Source organism: Microbacterium sp. NPDC078814 (genome assembly GCF_040702645.1).
Lineage (GTDB): Bacteria > Actinomycetota > Actinomycetes > Actinomycetales > Microbacteriaceae > Microbacterium.
In genome coordinates, this window is sequence record NZ_JBFBLT010000026.1 from 1 (window position 1) to 4,055 (window position 4,055).

Here is a 4,055-nt window from a genome sequence, read left to right on the forward strand (position 1 = left end):
GCACCTCACAGGCGCCACTCTGCGTGCTGCGTGGAGCATCCGATGACTTTGCCGCCGTTGTGGCGTTGTCCGTCGTGTCCGGTCATCCTTGTCGGCCCACAGATCGACGGTGCACAAGAACACACACTTGAACACGAAAGCGAGAACCCATGACCGACATGACGGCCGCACAAGCGGAACGAAGACTCGCGGCTTCAAAGGCTCGCATCGCTTCGTTCCGGGAGAACGCTGAGGCCGAGCAGAAACAGAAGAAGGAACGACGCGACCGACTCCGCCAGGCGCGCAAGGCCGCACGCGCCAACAAGAACCTATGGTGCTCGCTCGGGCGCCACCGCACCGAACGCCACCTGACGCTACAGGAGGACTTCCGCGGCGGAACAGTGTGCATGCAGTGCCAGTTCAAGATCGTTGAGAACCTGGAATCCGTACTCGAGCTCCCCGCAGTTACCGAAGCCATGGCTCGGATGGCCCGCCTGCGTCACGTCGAGAAGAAGCAACGAGCCAAGATTCGGGCGATGACCCGAGAGACCGGTGCGACAGGTGATGGGCTCGTGTACTACATGCGGATAAACGGGCGAATCAAGATCGGGTACACGACCAACCTGCCGCAGCGGTCACGGAGCTACCCGCCAGGCACCGAGCTCTTGGCGGTTGAGCCTGGCACCAGAGAGACCGAAGCGAAGCGTCATATGCAGTTCTCACGCTCGCTCGCGCAAGGGCGCGAGTGGTTCGCAGAATCGGAGGACATCAAGACGCACATCGACGGCCTCGCCGCGACGTACGGGATTCCGCGTGAACTGATGTACCGACACTCAAGGCACGAAGGGATCAAGCATGTATGACGGGGCGAACGTCGGCTACATGACCTACGACGAGTTCGCCAGGTTTCGACGAGCCGTTCACTACTCCCTCAAGCTCGTGCCATGGCTTCGGGTCGCCGGTTACATCAAGACCGGCGACCCGGATGAAATCCACGGCAAGTCGGTAGAGCCGCCACTTGGCATTCCTCCAACGTGGCTGGCGGCGGAAGAGATTACCCAACTCGCGCAGGCGCTGAACAGGTGGGCGGACTTGGAGGACGTTGCTGCCGATGACGGCGGGTTCGAGCTCGCGTTGGTGTTCACTCGCGAGGTCGAGACCGCGTCAGCGAAGTGGCCGTTCGAGGATCGACCCCACCGCGTCCAGTTCGTGCGCTGCCCGTCATGCCACATGGTGGGGTTGCGATACGAACCTCCGGCATTCCATGGCGACCTTATCGCCGTGAAGTGCCGCGAGTGTTCCCACTACGTGTCCGAGGAAGAGTTCGCGAAATTGACCGCGCTTATCGCGTTGGAGTTCGCCGATGCCAAGGAGAGATCCAGTGAGAGACGACTGGGTAACCATCGAGCAAGCGATGGCCATGACAGGAAGAACGCGGCAAACGATCTACAAATGGGTGCGCATGGGGAAAGTGCAGACCCTGCGACCAGGGAGGACGATGTGGCTTAGCGTGATCGATATCCGACGCGCCGAGAAGCAACTTCCCGGCAGGCCACCGAAAATAGGTTAAATGTGATACTCTCTCTATAGAGGATCGAGAACTGTATCCTGATGATCGAATAGCCGCTCAACCAGTCTGGTGGGCGGCTTTGTTGTTCCTCCCGGTCGGCTCATGGAATGACCCGTGGCGAATGGTCGGTCGAGGACAAGCCGGGACGACGCCGGCGAAAACAGGTGCACACGAACGCACCCGACAAACACGCGACAGCCCCCACCGTGAGACTTCCGGACGGTCGATCTCACAAAGCGCGCACCCCGTCGTGTCACACGCGCAAGCCAGTGCGGCTGAGGTGCGCATACCGGTGGATGAGTCAGTTGCGATTACGCATCACCCCTTCTGGAATCCAGCGGGGCGGCCTCATCTTCCAGTGGGGGCGGAGTCGTGCCCGCCCGTCGCTCATGACAGCCTCCGGGCGTCTTGACCATCCGCGGCCACCTGGTGGTGGCTATCCCGCGAAGACGTTCGCGGTGACTCGGGTTCGATCCCCGGCCGCGGAGCAATGCGAGGCCGTTGGCCCATAAAGCCAGGGGGAAGTTGCAACCCTCGCAGAAGCCCTCGGGACCAAGCGCAACATGTTTCGACTAGCGCTCCGAGGCATCTACGTGGTCAAGGCCCACTGGGTACAGCTACGTCCGCCACTCCCGGCGTGGGCCTCTGGTCTGTAGCCGGGAGTGTGCGCCGCTCTAGACCAACTTGGGAGAGTCCTCGACCTCAAAAGTCGAGCCAGTCTGGGTTCGAATCCCAGGAGCGGCACGGACACCGCACCCGACGCGACGTAACCATGGCCACGCGTCGGTATCAGTCGGTGAGGGATGGCGCGACTAGGTGTCGCTCAATGGGGAACGCAGCCAGCGACCACCATCCCGCTCTACAACTTCACAGTGCATGTTCACGGCTTATGCCCAAACCGGCTATGAAAGGCGACCATCGTGTCCCTCGCAGACCGCGGCGCGAAGGCAGCGCCCAAAACCAAATTCGAAGCCTGGCTAGACACCCTCAACGACGAGCACAGAACCATCGTCACGGGATGGCTCAACGACACCTGGTACTCCAACGCAAGGGTCTGCGAAATGATCCGCGACGACGACCCCTCAGACGGATACACCGGATACCGGGCAAACAAAGACACCATCGCTGTCTGGCGGAAGGCACACAATGTCGATCGCGGCTAGAGCACAAGCAACCGAACCCACCACCAGCATCGGTACCGTAGACGTCGGCCCGGACGGTGGAGAGTTCCGCGACATCAAGTCCGAAACCCCGATCACCGACTGGACAGACATCTTCCACCGGTTCGGCCTCGACCCCGCATCGTTCGCCATCGTTGACGACACTGTGCGCATGTCGACCTGGCAGCAGTCGAAACGCCTCGAGGGCGGCGAACGTGACGTTGTGAACCTGTACTCCTACCGGGCACAGTTTAAACGCCTCACTGGCGCCGAGATCGACCTTCCCGCGTTGTATGCGGAGGGTCGCCGTAAGCCCCGTGCACGGGTCAAGACGACGCCCGCCAACAGGGTGACCGTTGTTGCCCTTTCCGATGTGCAGGCCGGGAAGGTCGACCACCGTGGCGGCACGCCCGAGCTCATCGACCGTCTCGCCAGCATGCGGGACAGGCTCGCCGCACACCTCAAGCAGCGGAAACCCCAGTCGACAGTCCTAGCCGAAGTCGGTGACCTGTTCGAAGGTTTCGAATCCGGCGGCAACCCGATGTTCACCAACGACCTGTCTTTGGCGCAGCAGATGGACCTCGCCGGCACCGAACTGTACAAGTTCATCGAGGTCATGCACCGACACGGACACGTCGACATCATGTCCGCCCCGTCGAACCACACGGCCTGGCGTAACGGGAAACAGAACCTTGGGCGTCCCGGTGACGACCTCGGCATGTTCGTCCACCGTCAGGTTGCGAAAGTCGCACACGCGGCCGGGATCGACGCCTCCTGGACATTCAGTGACACGTACGACGAATCAGTCACCCTCGATGTCCTCGGCACCGTCCTCGGCATGGTCCACGGCAACCAGTTCTCACCCGGTCAAGCGATCGGGTGGTGGCAGAAGCAGCAGCACGGCGGCATGCCCATGGCACGCGCCGACATCATGCTCAGCGGCCACTACCACCACCTGACCGTCATTCCTTCCGGCCGCAACCCGAACACGGGACGGCAGAAGTGGTGGTTGCAGGCCTGTACGACCGACAACGGCTCGTCATGGTTCCGCAACGTCGGCGGTGGTGACTCCGACGCCGGCCTCCTCGTCTTCGACATCACCGAAGACGGATTCGACTTGCAGTCCCTCACGGTGCTGTAACCAATACCTCCCACCTCCCACGCAACAGCCACAGGGCAACAGCCACACATGTAGGGCAACCGGCGTCGAGGAACGGTGGGCAGAACCAAACGGGGCCGGAACACCAACCAAGTGTTCCGGCCCCAACCCATGCCACCCGCCTAGAAAGGCACGCTCATGGAGAGCGAACGACAGACCATGCACGCAATGGCCGTGCAAGCCCTCG

The 4,055-nt window shown here is 61.8% G+C and carries 4 protein-coding genes and 1 tRNA gene; all 5 read left to right on the top strand.

What is annotated here, in order from left to right:
- Window positions 1-149: 149 nt before the first annotated feature.
- The gene (locus tag AB0300_RS18610) at window positions 150-842 is read left to right on the top strand and encodes a hypothetical protein (protein ID WP_366216660.1); all 693 of its coding nucleotides are present in this window, start codon (window positions 150-152) and stop codon (window positions 840-842) included.
- A 19-nt stretch (window positions 843-861) separates the two neighbouring features.
- On the top strand, window positions 862-1,488 hold the full coding sequence (locus AB0300_RS18615; protein ID WP_366216661.1) for a hypothetical protein: 627 nt from the start codon (window positions 862-864) through the stop codon (window positions 1,486-1,488).
- Between the two features lie 729 nt (window positions 1,489-2,217).
- Window positions 2,218-2,293, top strand: a tRNA-Leu gene (locus tag AB0300_RS18620).
- Between the two features lie 176 nt (window positions 2,294-2,469).
- The gene (locus AB0300_RS18625) at window positions 2,470-2,712 is read left to right on the top strand and encodes a hypothetical protein (protein WP_366216662.1); all 243 of its coding nucleotides are present in this window, start codon (window positions 2,470-2,472) and stop codon (window positions 2,710-2,712) included.
- A complete protein-coding gene (locus tag AB0300_RS18630) occupies window positions 2,696-3,850 on the top strand; it encodes a hypothetical protein (protein ID WP_366216663.1) in 1,155 nt (384 codons plus the stop codon). The genes AB0300_RS18625 and AB0300_RS18630 overlap by 17 nt, the downstream gene beginning before the upstream one ends.
- Window positions 3,851-4,055 lie beyond the last annotated feature (205 nt).